This window comes from Pantoea sp. S62 (assembly GCF_016658625.1).
Classification (GTDB): Bacteria; Pseudomonadota; Gammaproteobacteria; order Enterobacterales; family Enterobacteriaceae; genus Pantoea; species Pantoea vagans.
The window spans coordinates 36314-52073 of sequence record NZ_JACVVI010000018.1; the positions used below are offsets into that span (position 1 = coordinate 36314).

General features: G+C 52.0%; 11 protein-coding genes and 1 pseudogene. 4 read left to right on the plus strand and 8 right to left on the minus strand.

All coding sequences use genetic code 11. The features are described from left to right. Positions 1 to 416 precede the first annotated feature (416 nt). Positions 417 to 620, plus strand: a complete 204-nt coding sequence (locus tag IBT54_RS20645) for an Hha/YmoA family nucleoid-associated regulatory protein (RefSeq protein WP_098050820.1) — start codon at positions 417 to 419, stop codon at positions 618 to 620. Between the two features lie 1296 nt (positions 621 to 1916). Here IBT54_RS20645 and IBT54_RS20650 read toward each other — a convergent pair. From IBT54_RS20650 to proP, 3 genes are all read right to left on the minus strand, one after another. Continuing rightward, entirely contained in the window at positions 1917 to 2330 is a 414-nt protein-coding gene (locus tag IBT54_RS20650) for a hypothetical protein (RefSeq protein ID WP_201252862.1), read from the minus strand. A 275-nt stretch (positions 2331 to 2605) separates the two neighbouring features. Then, on the minus strand, positions 2606 to 2791 hold the full coding sequence (locus IBT54_RS20655) for a general stress protein (RefSeq protein WP_201252863.1): 186 nt from the start codon (positions 2789 to 2791) through the stop codon (positions 2606 to 2608). 595 nt (positions 2792 to 3386) lie between these two features. After that, positions 3387 to 4895 carry a glycine betaine/L-proline transporter ProP gene (gene proP, locus IBT54_RS20660; protein ID WP_201252864.1) on the minus strand — a complete coding sequence of 503 codons (1509 nt, stop codon included), beginning with the start codon at positions 4893 to 4895 and terminating at the stop codon, positions 3387 to 3389. Positions 4896 to 6934: 2039 nt separating this feature from the next. On the opposite strand from proP, the pseudogene IBT54_RS20665 reads away from it, so the two are divergent. Next, positions 6935 to 7366 (plus strand): annotated as a pseudogene (locus IBT54_RS20665) (hypothetical protein); the annotation flags it as partial. A gap of 60 nt (positions 7367 to 7426) precedes the next feature. Here IBT54_RS20665 and IBT54_RS20670 read toward each other — a convergent pair. Then, positions 7427 to 8359: an Rpn family recombination-promoting nuclease/putative transposase gene (locus IBT54_RS20670; protein ID WP_201252865.1), complete on the minus strand. Its 933-nt coding sequence runs from the start codon at positions 8357 to 8359 to the stop codon at positions 7427 to 7429. Between the two features lie 258 nt (positions 8360 to 8617). Next, a complete protein-coding gene (locus IBT54_RS20675) occupies positions 8618 to 9082 on the minus strand; it encodes a MarR family winged helix-turn-helix transcriptional regulator (protein WP_201252866.1) in 465 nt (154 codons plus the stop codon). Positions 9083 to 9177: 95 nt separating this feature from the next. Between IBT54_RS20675 and IBT54_RS20680 the strand changes: the two genes are divergently transcribed. Continuing rightward, positions 9178 to 9756, plus strand: a complete 579-nt coding sequence (locus IBT54_RS20680) for a UbiX family flavin prenyltransferase (RefSeq protein ID WP_236263557.1) — start codon at positions 9178 to 9180, stop codon at positions 9754 to 9756. Continuing rightward, entirely contained in the window at positions 9756 to 11210 is a 1455-nt protein-coding gene (locus tag IBT54_RS20685) for a UbiD family decarboxylase (protein ID WP_201252867.1), read from the plus strand. Before IBT54_RS20680 ends, IBT54_RS20685 begins: the two co-directional genes overlap by 1 nt. Before the next feature lie 120 nt (positions 11211 to 11330). Here the strand turns inward: IBT54_RS20685 and IBT54_RS20690 are convergent, their stop codons facing one another. The 3 genes from IBT54_RS20690 to IBT54_RS20700 all read right to left on the minus strand — a co-directional run bounded on the left by IBT54_RS20690 (position 11331) and on the right by IBT54_RS20700 (position 15756). Next, the gene (locus tag IBT54_RS20690; RefSeq protein ID WP_201252868.1) at positions 11331 to 12650 is read right to left on the minus strand and encodes an FAD-binding oxidoreductase; all 1320 of its coding nucleotides are present in this window, start codon (positions 12648 to 12650) and stop codon (positions 11331 to 11333) included. Positions 12651 to 12989: 339 nt separating this feature from the next. Continuing rightward, positions 12990 to 13667, minus strand: a complete 678-nt coding sequence (locus IBT54_RS20695) for a GntR family transcriptional regulator (RefSeq protein WP_201252869.1) — start codon at positions 13665 to 13667, stop codon at positions 12990 to 12992. A gap of 583 nt (positions 13668 to 14250) precedes the next feature. Further along, the gene (locus IBT54_RS20700) at positions 14251 to 15756 is read right to left on the minus strand and encodes an aldehyde dehydrogenase (protein ID WP_201252870.1); all 1506 of its coding nucleotides are present in this window, start codon (positions 15754 to 15756) and stop codon (positions 14251 to 14253) included. Positions 15757 to 15760: the final 4 nt, after the last annotated feature.

Below are 15760 nucleotides of genomic sequence, written 5' to 3' on the forward strand. Positions count from 1 at the left end.
TGTATGAGTTTTTATTACGCGGGCAGTTAAAAAATGGCGGTGAATCTCTTCTCAGCGGAGGGGCGACAAGTAATCATAATTCTGGGGGGGATGATGATACTGTTGTGGAAAGCTCATGCTTTTCACCGGGAGGCACCCGGCACCGCCGTTTTTCCCTGCCTGCACTGACGTTTCAGGGTCTTTCAGGTTTTCCATATCCTGTTTACTTCCTGTCAGCATAATCGACCGTTAGTTTAAGAATGCGCTAATGCCTGTGGGCAGAGAGTAAAAGACTGACTCTTCGTACGCAGAGCAGCGTCATTCAGGCATACATATTTAAACCATTCCGTTTGAAACGGCTATTGATGAGTTATTGAGATTATTACTATTACCTTAGCTGTACCCCCCCTTTTCCCATTATTCCGGATGAGAGCCTTATGACCCGACAACAATGGCTGCTGAAATTTCGTCGCTGTTCCACGCCGGAAACGCTTGAAAAGGTTTATGAGCACCTTTGCTACACCGGGGATCCTTCCCACGAATTTGCGATGACACAGGCTTATGATCACCGTAAAGCAGAGCTGGTCACAGGTAAGCTGTATGACCGTGTCCCTGAATACGTATGGCACTTTGTAAGGTAAATCTGTGCAGTTCAGAATCTGCAGGTCGCAGGTCCGCATCATGACTATGTCACTCATCTTCGGGCCCTGAAGAAATGCGTATCCTGAGCATCACTCTCCAGCTCTATTCAGGGCGGTCCTTTATTTCAAGGTGAATAATTGTGAGCAACTCACCCCAGTCTCCGGTCGTATAATAGTGCTCTGCTGACTGTATCTGAGGATCTCGCACTTCAATCATGTCCGCAAGTTCGCGGAGCTTGTCTGCCAGGCTGGGAAGGGAGATAGATATGTATGACGGTGGAAGGCATCTGGCCATGTTTTGTCTGTCTGTGAAATATATAGTCTGTTCTCACAAAATGCAGGAGTAAAGCAGTTTCCCCGGCTCTGTTACTTAACAGTTAATCCTGCATGAAATTTATTTTACCGCAGGAATTCCGGTTCTGCCGATGGCATCGCCGATATGTTCATGCTGGACCGCCTGCGTCAGCATGAGCAGACGCGTTCGCCTGGTCATCTGCGTTCTGTCTGCATTTTTCTGGCTTTATTCACACCGCATCACGTGACTGTCATCTGCCAGTTCAGTGTCCGTAAGCGTCTGTTTCTGCTCGAGCCTTCTGACTGCGGTACTTTATCCTGTCCGGCCTGCAGTGCAGAATAAGAAGCCGTTCATTGCAGCCGTCCGACACTCATAGCATGGTGTTTCACTTAATGCAGACGGCGCGTACATTCTACCGGGAAAAAGAAATCTCTGAGGGCGCGCAGGGCGACCCGGCCGTATTCTGGCAGAGCAGAAGAGCATATCGGTGCTGACCTTATCCCCCTGAAAAATACGAGCACTGACATTATCGTCTGAATCATGATGACCGGCCATAGAGTCGCCTGCCAGTTTACCGGACTGCACCCGGCAGAGGTGACGGAAGGCAGACATAGATCTTTGGATGCTAATCCGGAACAGCACTACTGACTGCATGTTATCCACAGAAACGGGGGATAAGTGCTGTATAAATAGCAACAGGACTGATGGCCGGCAGATACATTCGGCCGCATGCATGCCCTGATGGCCTGCTGCAGGCAACAATCCGAGTGAGAATCGCACCGGGATACCGCAATGCATACGCAGATCCGATACAGCCATATATATGTGAGCCCTTTCATGAACTACCTGAAATTAAAAAAGGGCAGTCGCCGTTCAATCAGACTCGTTTTTTCAGCTTAAGGTGAAAGTATTTAACGTTCACGGTGAGAAAGAGCATCTGACCGAAATACGTTTTCAGCCGGAGCTCTTCTTCACCGGATGCTGCTATTGCCACGGCCCTGTTAAGCAGGCGGGAGCTGTGTGGTATCAGAAATATTTTTAATCCTGTTGCAAAGTTTACCGGCAAGTTTGTCGAGTTCTCGGTCATAAGAGGCTCGCTCTGCTGCACTGAGGTAACCCTGCTGTTTAACAAACTGTGCCGCGTCACTGCGCACTTTTCCGGCGCGACGCCACAATAAGTCAGCCTGCCCCTCCGTCAGCCTCCGGGCTTTACGTGCCGTACTGATATCAGCCTGCAGTATGTTAACCCTTAGGGAAATATACGCCTCAAGCGGATCTGTGACGCTGCCACCCGTTTCCCCTTTAAGACTACGTTGCGCCTGCACGTCGCATGATGGGTAAGTTTTATCATGCGTTACGTCAGCCGCTGCCTGAACCGAAGTCAGCACAACGAGTACCATAATCAAATAGTTCATGTATATGTACAGGCTCCTGTAATGATTTATGTCCTATGGGGAGGATGAATTACTCCGGCATACCTGCCATCAGAGTACCCTGTCAGGCCTTGCCGGAACGACAGTTCCAGTTAATCCTTTCCGGAGATACTGTAAATGAAAACATTTGGGTCGCTGTTTGTTTCTGCTGTATTGATGCACTTTTCATTCAATACGTTTATATACGCAGGGTGTACTGAAACATTCTGACAGCCGCACAGCCCGGTTATGAACGCTGTCTTAACTGCGTAAGAATACTACGATGACACACTGTCTGTTTTTCCTCTCCTGCTGACTTTCCTGCCCTTACGTCCCGCTTCGGCCGCACGCTCATGATCATTCCTGAAATTGCCACCGCTTATCTGACCGCCTTTTCTGCCAGCATCCACAGCGCGCTGTGGATTTGCGGCGAAATTGCCGGCCCCCCCTCTGAGCTTCGTCATAATGCCTCCTGTCTGAGTTAAGTGAAGTCTGACAAAGCATAGCCGGGTTTATCCCGCGGAGAATAAATCAGGCACAGACAGTGTCCGGCGTGCTGTCCAGATCACGCTTTGCCTTTTTTAATGCAATAGCAGGAAGATCAGATGCAGACTCCCCTCTAAAAAATTATGGCTGAATTTGATAAATAATCCTGAAGCGCTCCGGGCAAGGCCCGAAACACTTGTGCTGACTTCTGAGCGGTAGCAGCTCCTTATCTCGCTTCAGAACTTATCCGTAAATACTGAGAAAAACAGAGCCTGAGGAGCAGCCAGAGTGTATTTCACTCAGCAAAGATGACGTCAATCCGGTTTTTATCGCGACAGGCAAGGGCAGGCTCGCTTATCCATATAGAGGCAGGCTTGAAATAACGGATGCTGTATCCGGGTTTAGGTCGTCAGGTAGGCTCTGGAGCAGGGAGCAGGGAGCAGGGGCTGGGAGCCTGAAGTGACCTTAACTGTCTGAAGGGTGCAGCTGAAACACTGTGCATTAAAAGATAGGAAGCAGGTAGGGGTTGGCAGGAAAATTAGCGCCGCTATCGCGGGATAGCGGCCTGTTAACTTAACTGATGGCATCAGGTTGCTGAGCAACCAGATTACGTCGCTTACTCTTAAGCTCATCAATTCTCTTATCTATATCTTCAATCCGCTCCTCGATTCCGTCATGATGCTCCTTTAACAGCTCTCTGGCTTCTGCCAGAGATGAGGCCGCAGGGGTGTCACCGTATAAAGGCTTATTAGCCGTTTCTCTTACCGTGACACCTGTTATTACGCCAATCACACCCACAACCATCAGATACCATGCAGGCATGTAAAGATTCCCTGTTACCTCAACCAGCCACGCCGTTAATGTTGGGGTAATACCGGCAATCAGGATAGCGATGTTATAGGTACCGGCCAAAGCACTGTAGCGCACTTCTGTAGGAAATAGCGCTGGCAGGGTCGATGCCATTACACCTATCAGGCAGTTGAGTATGACAGCCTGTATCAGGAGCCCGAAGAAGAGCGCGACCAGGCTGTCCGAGGTAATAAGCATAAATGAAGGAATGGAAAGCATCACCATTGCCGTGCTACCAATGATGATAAAAGGTTTTCGCCCGAATTTATCACTGAGTAGCCCCATCACCGGCTGTACAAAAAGCATCGCCAGCATGATGACAACTATAATCAGAACACCACGGTCCTCTGAATAGTGCAGATTATGCGTCAGGTAACTCGGCACGTAAGTCAGCAGCATGTAATAAGCGACGTTAGTGGTGATCACGATGCCGATACAGGAGATCAGGTTTCGCCAGTGTTTACGCGCGATCTCTTTGAACGGCACCGAAGGACCTTCACTCAGGCCCTGTTTAGAACCCTCCTCAAGCGAATCAACATGTTTCTGGAACGCCGGAGTTTCTTCAAGGGCATGGCGCAGGTAAAGACCTACGAGTCCTAAAGGCAACGCCATGAAGAACGGAATACGCCAGCCCCATTCATTAAACGCTTCCTGGCCCAGAATGGTCGTCAGCACTACAACAATCCCCGCTCCGCAGACGAAGCCGGTGAGTGAGCCAAAATCTAACCAGCTGCCTAAAAATCCCCGTTTTCTGTCAGGAGAGTACTCCGCTACGAATATTGAAGCGCCGGTATATTCCCCTCCGACTGAAAAGCCCTGAACCATTTTGGCTATCAACAGCAGGACCGGAGCCCAGAAGCCGATCGTCGCATAGGAGGGGATAAGACCGATACAAAAGGTGCTCAGTGTCATCAGAATGATGGTCATGGCCAGAATCTTCTGGCGACCGTATCTGTCACCCAGCGCGCCAAAGAACATACCGCCTAAAGGCCGGATAATGAACGGGACGGAAAACGTGCCCAGCGCTGCAATAATCTGAATCCCCGGGGAGGCATCAGGAAAAAAAACCTTGCCCAGTACAGCTGCCACGTAACCGTAAACGCCAAAATCAAACCATTCCATGGCATTGCCCAGCGCTGCCGCAGTGATCGCTTTCTTCAGACGGGCATCATCGATGATGGTGACGTCTTTAAGGCCTATCGGTTTTACTTTTTTACGTCTTATACCTGCCATTTATTTTCCTTTAAAAGTGAACGATTTCTGTAAAAACTATTGTTATCAGAGACAATTAGAAGAGAAATGCTTTGTGATGTCTCTGTGCGGACCGGTTAAGAATAGACATAAACTTACAAACTGCTTCAGAACATGACTTTAGTACCGGTATTTTTTTGTCTGATGACCATCCGTAGCCATGATAAGGCCTCCGGGTGACGGTCAGATATAACCCCGGTGCAGCTTTTATCCTTGCACGATATCGGAACTGGTTGAGGCTTCAGGTGGTATGTAAATGCGTCGGGCAGGGAGATAAGGTGTTTCAGGCCAAAGGATGTTGATTAAAATAATCTACCCATGCTCACCTTTTTATGGCAACCCGTTAGTATGGCAGGTTTCGTCAGTATCCTGAAAGGCAGAAAGGTATGTATTGATGCTATATGAAGATGGCCGGGCTGCTTAATGCTCATGGCTTTCACCCGTCGCCTGTATCCTGTTCCGCTATTAATCGGGCATTTATGACATTACCGCTACGCTCAGTCTGCTCCACCTGTCTGTATGCACTGTGTATTAAGGGATTAAAGTTTTCGCATTGCTGGCCGATGATCTTAGTGAGCATAAATCCTGCGAGAAAACGCTTCTTTATAAAGCTCTATGTTGTTATTAGCCCGTCTGATGCGGGCTTTTTTTTTGCCTGTAACTGGTAAAGCGAAGAAATTGTCACCGCTTACGCTTGCCATTGAAGTCTGGTCTATTAACCTGTAGCAGGTTGTGTAACGGCAAAGCGCTCCTGTGGCTGGCGGAGAAGACGCCGGTAAAAAAACAGGGTGTGAGCTTAGCAACAATTACAGGCCGGAAAGAGCTTCATCATCTTCACCACGATTTATGCCTGTTTCCGACCTCCGGAGCAGGTATTTTTTTGCCTGCCATACAGCTATTGCAATGACTGGCCGTCCGTTCATCTTCAACATATGGATCCGTAAAACTTAAGCCATATCTGCTGCCGGTGTTTTTGTGACCTGTACCGCTTGTTTACATCAGTTTACTGATCAAGAGTTAATTAATAATAAGAAGGTCTCTCAGTTACTGTCTGCCCGCTCCTCCACTCCGGAGTGCGGGCCTTTTTATATCCGTGAGCCTGACAGCAGCCTCATAAGCTGACTCCGGCAGGCCAGCCATATGACTTTTGTCAGTCAGCAGGCGATTCAGCAAATAAGCCCGAAGCATAGCTGTTTTCATCTGTCCCCGAAGCCTGCAGAGATGGGCACGGTATATAGCTGCCCCGTCGCCGGGGCTTTTTTTATGCCTGCCATAGCTCCCGCTCCGCAGTGCACGTAACCGGGATCAGTTCGTTCTATGATCACTGGCCTGCAGTTGAAGATAAGCTGAAGGTCATGCTTTCCGGCAACGAACTGACGAACTGACGCCGGAGCAGGAAGAACTCAAAACTGTGCTGAAAATGCCGACTGACCAAAACAGAGGCTGCATAGCGGCCTTTCTCTTACTAAATGAAGTGAATCAGGCCCTAAACGCTTTTCCTTGTCAAAAGGAACACTGGTATACGGTTCGGTAACGTCCCGCAATTTTTCTCAGGTCTCAGTCACTGGGTGAAGACGGCAGGATCTGGCCGTTGCGCGCGGTCGGGGTTAGGAGGCGGCCTGAAGAGAAAAGGATAAAGAAGCAGGGTCATTCAGGGCCTGAATATTATTTCTGAATGCCTTTTAAATGCGTACAAATGCGTCTCATACGGCGCACCAGACAGCACGCGTTCATCAAAGGGATGGTGTCTGATAAAAGAAAAAAAAGATACAAGCTGGCCAGCGTAAGAACGGACAATAAGCAGCAGGCCGTCACAACATACAGCAGTACCGTGAAGTCGGCGGACAGCAGCTCATTCCTCAGTTCCCACATGAAGTAGCCACAGTAGGCTAAAAATAGGATGAACCATGTACTGAGTATGAATATCGCACTGCTGAGCCTGAGCATATGCGTTCCTGAACAGAATTAAGAGTGAATGTCAGTATACTCCCGGTCGCGCACAGTCCATACAGAAGGCTGGAGTAGCGCCCAACATTGAGTGGCTGCTAATGCAGGGGCGCCAGTATGGCGTTGGCGTAAAGCTTGCCGGCAAGCAGGACTATCTCAGGCGTTCCTGCACAGTCGAGCTGTCCCAGCAGAATGACCTGTTCCGTCTGACATATGCCCTGGAGATGGCGAAAGATATGTGCTGGGCTTACCAGCTGTTCAGCGACCGGGAGTGGTCAGGAAGGCACGCCGCTGTCCTGAACGGAATTTATCTGTCCCGGAGCAGCCTGGATGCTGCATTTGACGATGGCGGCCAGCAGGTCGCACCGGTAATGGCACGACTGACAGTGCGCGTGCAGGGGCTGAAAACGCTTCTTAACCGTTGTGAATGGCAGATAGCTATTAATGGGCCTTCCGGGCTTTATGGGCTGACGGCAGAAAAATATGAACTAAAGATGGGACAGTAAGACCCTGCACGGCTGTACCTGGCGGGATCAGCAGTGCGGCCGCAGAGGCCGCTAAATAAGTCAGTGTCGGATCTGCGCCAGCTCGTCTTCAGTCAGTCCGGTCATTTTCATAACGGTATTACGGTCAAGACCGTTATGCAGCATGGTACGGGCAACTTCCAGCTTGCCTTCCAGCATGCCTTCATTTCGGCCTTCCTGCCTGCCTAACTGGATACCCTTCTGGATGCCATTCTGTTCGAGCTGTTGTGCGATGGTCATAAGTGCGTCTCCGTGTTGCGGCACTCGCTGTGCCAGTTCGCGTACAAAGCCTTCGGCGTCGGCTGTTTCGCCTGCCTGTACAATATAGTGTACCAGCGATATCACCTGTGATGAAGACAGATAGCCGGCCAGCAGAATGGGCGCCAGTCGGTCAGTCAGTTCTGCCAGGTCCCGCTGATGAATATGTTTCTGCAGCAGGGTCAGGGCGGCCATGCTGCGATGGCCGGCGATTTCATCATCAGGAATGACGGTAACGTCAACCAGCGGGAAAGCGCTGCTGTACAGTTTGCATGCCAGCGTCGGATCATCAAACTCATTCAGCCACCGGATGGAGTAAGGATACGGGCTGCGTTTACCCGTATAAAACAGCACGGGTATCACCAGTGGCAACTTCTTATGGCCCGCCTCAAGATGGCGCTGCATGGCAGCCACCGCATAACGCATGAGCCGAAAAGCCATGTGTTTATCGGGTGAAGACTGGTGCTCGATGAGCACGTGGACATAACCTTCACCGGCTGTGGTTTTCAGACTGTAGAGCACGTCGCTAAAGTACTGCCTCAGGTCATCCTCGACGAACGAGCCGGATTCCAGCTTTAGCGTACTGAGGTCACAGATAGCACGCAGCTCTACGGGCAAGTGGAGTTCCATGAAATCACGGGCAACATCCGGGTGAGTCAGAAACTGCCGGAACGTGGCATCGTGAGGAGTTGGTGTGCGGTTTTTCTTCTTCTTCATCAGTCCCGGCTCTGAAAAATAACCGCAGTATGTTATCACAGGCAGAAAACCGTCTGTATTGATGGCGAACAGATCTGCAATTCCTGCAGGTAGCCGTTCGGGTTATTTTAATTTTTTCAGATACACTGCTTCATCGTACGATCTCTAATAATCGAAGCATAATCATTCTTCGTCGCTATTCGCACAGCCAGATGCGTGATGGAAGCATAAAACACCTTCAATAATGCTGGGAGATGTGGCTACCTTCACTCTTAACTCTCATTCAGGCTCGTGCAGCCCACCCAGCTTGCTCAGCAGACGCTTTAAATCTGCAACATCTTGCGTGTCTAACCGCTGCGCAATCAGTTCTTCCGCCTGTTTTGCCTGCTCAATCATTCTGTTAAGCATAACTTCTCCCTCTGTCGTCATCTTCACCAGCTTACGGCGGCGATTATCAGCATCCACCTCGACGCATAGCAGACCACCTTTGCTCATGCGATCGATCAAGTAACTGCCGGTGGCTTTATCAAATCCGGCGCGGTTGCATAGCGTCTGCTGGTCGCAGATAGTTTCCTCATCCAGCACCACAAGAATGGCGTACTGCACGGCTGAAAGCCCGGTATCGACACATTGCGTCCAGCATGTGGTTGAATACTGACCTGCGCGACGTACCAGATGCATCAGTGAGCACTCTCCGTGCGGCCAGAGGGGGGCGGCGATTATCGGGTCGTCATGTTGTGACATTTGGTAACTTGACTCCTGAAAAAGGCAATCTTATAGTTCGAGTTCGAACTGTTTGATACGGAACTATATCCGCATACTGAATAAAGTGAGCCATTATGAAGCTTGTGGCAGGCATGACTGGTGCTGCAATAGGCGTGCGTTTACTGTCTGCGCTGCGCGATGTTGAGGTCGAAAAGCATCTGATTATTTCTAAATGGGCGCGCGCGACTATTCAAATGGAAACGCCCTACAGTGTAAAGGAGGTTAGTGTCCTCGCCTGCCGTACCTATAGCGATTATGACCAGGCGGCGGCGATTTCCAGCGGCTCTTTTCAGGTTGACGGTATGATTATTGCGCCCTGCAGCATGAAGACTCTGGCCGCGATACGCTGCGGCTACGGAGAAGGCCTGATTGCCCGCGCCGCCGATGTCACCCTGAAAGAACAGCGCAAGCTGGTGATGGTCCCGCGTGAAACGCCGCTTAACGCCATTCATCTGGAAAACATGCTGGCCTTAACCCGCGCTGGCGCGATGATGCTGCCGCCGATGCCCGCCTTCTATAACCATCCCTCAACTACAGACGATATCGTCAACCATATCGTGTCCCGCATTCTCGATCAGTTTGGCCTGGATAATAACTACACCCATCGCTGGACCGGACCGAACCGCGTCAACCCCGGCACAAGGAGAGCCTGATGAAATATTACGGTGATTTACGCAGTTTTGTTGATGCCCTCGACGCCATGGGTGACATTATGCATGTCCATCGCGAAGTGGACGGGGATTTTGAACCGAGCGCGATTACCCGCCGCAGCTATGAAATCCAGTCGCCTGCGCCGCTGTTTCATAAGGTGGCTGGCGTTGCGCCGGGCTTTCGACTTTTCGGGGCGCCTGCGGCACTTTCGTCCTGCAAAGAGATGCCCTATGCGCGCGTGGCAATGTCGTTCGGCTTAGCACCGGAATCGACAGGCCCGGAAATCATCGAGGCCCTGTCAGCCGCGCGTACCAAGCCAGGCATCCCCCCAGTACGCGTTGACGCGGCGCAGGCCCCCTGCCAACAAAACATTTTAGGCGGGGTAGAGGCGAACCTTGACCATTTTCCCATTCCATTCGCGCATGACAAAGATGGCGGGCGCTACGCCAACACCTGGGGCACGCTTATTGTTAAAACGCCCGACGGCGACTGGGTGAACTGGTCGATAGCGCGGGTAATGAAGGTTGATGGCAAGCGTATGACCGGACTGATCGTGCCGAGCCAGCACATCGGCCAGATCTGGACGCAGTGGGTCGAACGCGGTGAGCCTATGCCCTATGCGCTGGTACAGGGCCCTGCGCCGGCCATTTCATGTGTGTCTGGCATTCCCATCCCGGCACAGGCGGATGAAGCTGACTACATCGGCACTTTGGCTGGCGAGCCGGTCCCGGTTGTTAAAGCCGTTAGCGTCGATCTGGATGTGCCCGCTACCGCCGAAATCGTGATTGAAGGGCACGTATCCATTGCGCGTAATTGTATGGAGGGTCCCTACGGCGAATATGGCGGCTATCTTGGAGAAGGCGCATCCGCGCAGCCAACCTTCCACGTAGAAACCATTACCTACCGAACCGATCCCATCTGGCCGATGTCAATAACCGGGCGCCCGACCGACGAGTCTCATACGCTGTGGGCCATGGGACTGGCGGCGGATGCGCTGACCACGTTGCGCGAGGCAGGTCTGCCGGTCAAAACCGCCTGGATTCCGGAAGATTCGACGGTGCACTGGCTGCTGGTTGTCATGCCGCAGGACTGGCGCGAGCAGCTGCCGGACGTCAGCAGCATGGCGCTGGCGCAGCGCATCGGCGACGCGCTGTTTAAGACCAGCGCCATGCTGTTTCTTCCCAAGGTTTACGTTGTCGATGACGATTTTGACCCGACGAATCTGCGTGAGGTGGTCTGGGCGCTCTCGACACGCGTTCACCCGACCGGCCGCCGCGTGGTCTACGAGGATCAACGCGTGGTCCGCCTGCCCCAGTGCTATGAAGAAGAGGAATACGTTGCCGGTAAGGGGGCAAAAGTGGTGTTCGACACGCTGCAAAGCAAACGGCATCTGCACGCCTCTTTCGCTCAGGGATATCCTGCTGAGGTACAGCAGCGCGTGCTGGATAACTGGTAAAGACGCTCTGCCTGCGCATGCTGGGGAAACCCGGCATTTTGTATCCGCTTTAAGCTGAGTTGCAGAAAAAACGTGGGATGAAAAAGCTGCATTCCCGGAGAAGTGCAGCTGCGCAGAAACTTATACTTCAGGACCTGCGCGATACTGGCCCCATTTCAGCACGGAATTGACGCCGACCGACAGGAACGGCTCGCGCGGCGTAAGATTCGGACCCGGCGAGGCGGTAAGAAAATCGATCAGCTCGTTTCGCTCACCCGCAATCATATCGGCTAGCAGTTTGCCCGTGGCGGTGCCGCGCGTAATGCCCAGACCGTTGCAGCAGAGCGCGCCGTAAATATTGGGCGCCAGCTTGCCGAAGAATCCCTCATGGTTTTCCGACAGGCAGATAGCGCCGCTCCAGGTATATTCAAAATCCACCTGCGGCAGCATCGGAAAGCGCCGCTCGAAGGATTTACGGTGGTTCTGGATAAACTGCCGCAAACGCTTTTCGCGCGGTCGCCCGTCCGGCTGGAAGCTAAAGCTGTTACGTACCAGAATCCGGTTATCCGCGGTACGACGAATGGTGCTGCCGAACGGATGCGCAGGAATTACGCCCCAGACAGGCTTACCACCGAGACGTGCCTGCTCCTCTTCAGTAAGTGGTCGCGTCAGGCTGCCGTAGAGAAAAGTCGGCAGCAGACGACGCTGCAGGAATCCAAAATGAGAAGCGAAACCGTTATTGGCGAGGATCAGCTTATCGACCGTAATCGTGCCACGGTCATGCATTAGCGTCACTGTGTCGCCATAGTCGACCGACGTGATCGGCGTGTGTTCATACAGCGTTACGTTAGCGGGCAGGTTATCCGCCAGGCCTTTCACCAGTGCTGAAGGCTGCAGCAGGAGCGTGCCGGGGATAAACAGCGCCTGTTTGTAATAGGATGTGCCAATATGATCGGGCAGATCCTTGCCAGCAATCATCTCAGCGTCGCGACCGATTTTAGCCAGCCCGCGGCGATAGGCTTCCAGAATGGTAATTCCCTGCTCTCCGACGGCTGCCTGATATTTTCCCGATGTCGACATCTGACACTGGATATCATTCTCCTGCACAATCTGGCGCAGGTAATCCTGTCCCAGCGTATTGAGTCGCAGGATAAGATTCGCGGTAGTGACATCGCCGATATAGTCTTTCGCACCGATATCATGGGGCACGTCGATGGCGAAACCTGCATTGCGCCCAGCAGATCCATAACCGACCTCCTGTGCTTCAATCAGCACCACCTCGTCCTCAGGAAAATTGAGCGCCAGCTGGCGTGCCGCCGCCAGTCCGGTCAGACCTGCGCCAACTATTCCCCATCGCGCTTTTTTCTGTCCCACATGTTCAGGACGCGGGGTACGAGACGGACTGGTATGAAACCATCCCGGCATGGAATCGTCGGCAGGTAAAGAGGTAATCTTTTGCAATTCCGTCACTCCAGTGCATATATGTCAGGGTTGTTCGCCAGCGAAAAAGCCAACGAACCCGTTTTACGGCGAACAGGTTGTAGCCGCTAAACCACGTAAACAGAGATGAGAAGATAAAGATTTTATGTATTTTTAATGTATACGTGATGTATAAAATATTTAGCACAGAGGGATAACGTCAACGGCCTCACGCAGTATTTGCGTTCGGTATCGCAAAATTGACATAAATTTTTAGCACAGGAAAAACGGGGGGGAAAATAAATAGGAAAGGAGCGGAAAAGGCTGCCCGTATACAAATGAATAAACGGGCAGTCAGGCAAGTTTTAAAGATAAATACTATCAGACCAGATCGTCAGCTTTCAGTCCCTGCGGCGCAATAAAGATCTCCATATTTTCACGCGAAAGCTCCCAGTGCGCGAAAACCAGATCTACCACCGCCTGTTCGTCGTGTGCCTCAATCGCCGCGATAAAGGCATCGTGATGGTCGGCAGCGAGCTGTAAACGATGCGCCATGTCACTATTTTTCGGGCGATAGAAGGTATGGCCAATACGACAGTGATCGATTAGCAATCGTCCCAGGCTGGGCTGAAGGTAGGGGTTAGCAGCCATCTCACCCATGATTTCATGGAAACGGTTATTTTCCAGCACCAGCACAGCGCCATTATGCGTCTGCACCGCTTTGCGGAAGCGTTTTTGCGTCTCCTTGAGGGCCTTCAGCTGCGCAGGTTTGTAATTCTGCACGGCAAGTCTTCCGGTGGCAGCATAAATCATCGGAGCAACCAGAAAAAAGTTACGCAGCGAGGCATGGCTCATGGGGATGACTCGCACACCGCGCTTTTCAACGATCTCAAGATAGCCTTCGCCTGCCAGGCGATGGAATACTTCGCGCACCGGTGTACGCGACAGCCCATACTGCGACGTCAGGCTTGACTCGTCCAGCACCTCATCCGGGTCGAGTTCCATGGTGAGAATGAGCCGTTTTAAATCTTCATACAGTGCCGTTTTACCCGAACCCAATGCCGCCTCCCGATTAACAATGCATAACAGATAGCACCACGAACGCGATCTGCAGTAAGGAGTTATAACCTACAGATAAAAGGGGTATACAGCAAAAATAATCAGGGCGTTTTATCTCTAAAAAGGCATATGAAAATAGTAAACTATTTTCAGCGGGTTAAATTTAATCTCATGCTGTCTTTCCTGGTAATATTTAGAGGAAAATACCGGAAATTATCATGGCTGCACACTTATGGCTGTTCTATAAATCAGATGCAACATCGGCTCAGGGTCACGATCAGGATGATTGCGCAGGATTTAGCGGCGTAGCCACTTAATTTCTTCACTGGCGAAGGGTTTAAACGTCACGTTTTCAAGTGCTCGCTTTAGCCATTTCATAATGAATGCGTTTTTTGCCGATTTGAACGAATTCGTCCTTGTTTACGTGTTAGTCCAACGGCAACCAGCAGGCAGAAATAAAAATGCACACGAATATTCAGGCCGTTACTCAATACGGCAAAAGGAGTGTGATACATGGCTGGCATGGTCATTAATACCTAATCAGGCTGCCCGCGGCGCAGAGCAGGCAGCTTTTTCACCTCTGTCAGACGTTATCCTGCGCCGGAACGTCAATCCACAGCGTTTTCAGCTCGGTATATTGATCGAGGGCAAACACTGACTTATCGCGTCCGCCGAAGCCGGATTGCTTATAGCCGCCGAATGGCGTAGTCGCATCGCCCTCGCCAAAGCAATTTACCGTGACGGTACCTGCTCGCACGGCGCGCGAAACGCGGATAGCACGATTAAGATTGCCCGTATAGACCGAGCCTGCCAGGCCATATTCGGTATCGTTTGCCAGTGCGATCGCTTCCGCTTCGGTTTTAAAGGTTGTTACGCACAGGATCGGCCCGAAAATCTCTTCGTGGAATAGCGCGCTTTCTGGGGTCACGCCGTCGATAACTGTTGGCTGTACGTAAGTATCCTGCTCGGTATTTCCGCCCAGCACAATGTTTAGCCCCTCTTTACGCGCTTTATCGAGATACCCGCTCACCTTGTTAAAGTGCTCGGTACTGACCATTGCGCCCAGCCGATTTTTGGGATCAAGGGGATTACCCATCGACCACTCCATCAGCTGCTCGGTCATCAGTGCCAGTAACCGCTCTTTTATCCCTTCCTGCACCAGCAGGCGCGAGGTGGCGGAGCAGTTCTCGCCCATATTCCAGAATGCGCCGTTCAGCACGTTAGCTGCCACGCTGGCGAGATCCTCTGCGTCATTAAATACCACCGCAGGATTTTTGCCGCCGCATTCCAGCACGATTTTCTTCAGGTTTGAATCTGCCGCGTAGCGCAGGAAACGTCGCCCGGTGGCGGTAGAGCCGGTAAAGCTCACCATATCGATATCCGCATGCAAGCCAATTGGCTCGCCGACCTCTTTACCCGTGCCGGTAACAATGTTCAGCACGCCGGCCGGCAGTCCGGCCTCTGCAGCAAGTGCCGCAACGCGCAGCGCGGTCAGGGAGGTCTGCTCGGCGGGTTTTACAATGACCGAACAGCCTGTCGCCAGCGCTGGCGCGATTTTCCAGGCCAGCATCAGCAGCGGAAAATTCCACGGCAGCACGCAGCCTACAACGCCAATCGGCTCGCGTATCACCAGCGCCAGCGCGCCATTTCCAGTTGGCGCGCTGTGGTCATACAGTTTGTCGATCGCTTCTGCATGCCACCTCAGCACATGGATCGTCTCCGGCACGTCCACAGCGAGGCATTCGCTGACCGGTTTACCGCTGTCAAGACTCTCCAGTACCGCCAGCGACTCAAGCTCGCGCTCCATCAACGCAGCCAGCTTCAGCAGTATGGCTTTACGTTCGCCGGGGTGCGCCTGGCGCCAGCTGCCAGCCTCAAACACCGCACGCGCGCCCTCAACAGCGGCATTGACGTCTCTGATATCGCAGGCTGCAATATGCGTCAGAGATTCTCCCGTAGCCGGGTTAACGGTGTTCAGTGTTGCGCCTGACGCCGCCGCGCAAAAACGTCCATTAATAAAAGCTTTATCAGGCAGGGCGAGTTCCGCGACGATACGTTCGACATCGCTTAGCGTTGCTATGTGACTCATACCG

Bases quoted from the DNA above. Each gene is read 5' to 3' on its own strand.
- IBT54_RS20680 (WP_236263557.1), top strand. From the start codon at position 9,178: ATGAAGCTTGTGGCAGGCATGACTGGTGCTGCAATAGGCGTGCGTTTA.
- IBT54_RS20650 (WP_201252862.1), bottom strand. From the start codon at position 2,330: ATGAACTATTTGATTATGGTACTCGTTGTGCTGACTTCGGTTCAGGCA.
- proP (WP_201252864.1), bottom strand. From the start codon at position 4,895: ATGGCAGGTATAAGACGTAAAAAAGTAAAACCGATAGGCCTTAAAGAC.
- IBT54_RS20675 (WP_201252866.1), bottom strand. From the start codon at position 9,082: ATGTCACAACATGACGACCCGATAATCGCCGCCCCCCTCTGGCCGCAC.
- IBT54_RS20655 (WP_201252863.1), bottom strand. From the start codon at position 2,791: ATGACGAAGCTCAGAGGGGGGGCCGGCAATTTCGCCGCAAATCCACAG.
- IBT54_RS20685 (WP_201252867.1), top strand. From the start codon at position 9,756: ATGAAATATTACGGTGATTTACGCAGTTTTGTTGATGCCCTCGACGCC.
- IBT54_RS20700 (WP_201252870.1), bottom strand. From the start codon at position 15,756: ATGAGTCACATAGCAACGCTAAGCGATGTCGAACGTATCGTCGCGGAA.
- IBT54_RS20670 (WP_201252865.1), bottom strand. From the start codon at position 8,359: ATGAAGAAGAAGAAAAACCGCACACCAACTCCTCACGATGCCACGTTC.
- IBT54_RS20645 (WP_098050820.1), top strand. From the start codon at position 417: ATGACCCGACAACAATGGCTGCTGAAATTTCGTCGCTGTTCCACGCCG.